Source organism: Brachyspira catarrhinii, assembly GCF_005518285.1.
Classification (GTDB): domain Bacteria; phylum Spirochaetota; class Brachyspiria; order Brachyspirales; family Brachyspiraceae; genus Brachyspira; species Brachyspira catarrhinii.
Map to the genome: position 1 here is coordinate 1 of NZ_SJDU01000614.1, position 937 is coordinate 937.

A 937-nucleotide genomic window follows, 5' to 3' on the forward strand; every position below is an offset into this window, starting at 1 on the left:
GCTTCTTCTACCGCTCGAGGCTCGGCTTTGATAATCTCAACTTCGGGATAAATATCGTTGGCAACGGAATAGTCGAGCATCTCTTGAGTTTCTTTTATTCCGCCTATTGCAGAACCGAACATTTTTCTTCCTCCATGCGTCATTACAAAATCCATTAAACTTAAACTCGGCATTTGATTAAGCGGAGGAAGTCCCAAAACCGCCATCTCGCCGCCTCTTTTCAACATCGCCATATACATATTCAAATCGTATCTTGTTGGTATCGTGCTGATTATATAATCTAAAGTGTTATCGAGGTTTTGCAAGTCGCTTGGGTTATTTACATTCACATATTTAACCGCTCCCATATTCAAAGCGTCTTGTCTTTTCTCCTCGGTTATATCGAAAACCGTCACATCCGCTCCAAGTTTAACCGCATATTGAACAGCCATATGTCCGAGTCCGCCATATCCTGCAATTCCCACTTTATCGCCTTTCTTTATTTTCATTACTTGAATAGGCGAATAAGTCGTTACTCCCGCGCAAAGCAACGGAGCTACTTTTTCCATTTGAGCGTTTGAAGGAATCGAAATCGCAAACTTTTCAGAAACGACTATATTATCCGAATATCCGCCTTGCGTAATTTCGTTATCATGAAATCTATCGGGCGAACCGTAGGTCCATACCGCTCTATCCAAGCAATATTGTTCCTGATTATTGAGGCAGTTTATACATTCTCCGCATGAATTAACCATGCAACCTACTCCAGCATAATCGCCTACTTTAAATTTCGTCACCGCGCTTCCCACTTGAACTACTCTTCCCGCTATTTCATGTCCAACGACTACGGGATAGGTATGCGAGCTTCCCCAATCTCCGTTAACGCTATGTATATCGCTGTGGCAAATTCCAGCGTAAAGGATTTCGATTAAAATATCGTTTTCTCCTACGGGATGCC

General features: G+C 42.5%; 1 protein-coding gene. It reads right to left on the reverse strand.

Annotated elements, in window-relative coordinates; all coding sequences use genetic code 11:
- Positions 1 to 937, reverse strand: a 937-nt coding sequence (locus EZH24_RS12630; protein WP_137999396.1) for an NAD(P)-dependent alcohol dehydrogenase, incomplete at both ends; no start/stop codon positions are given.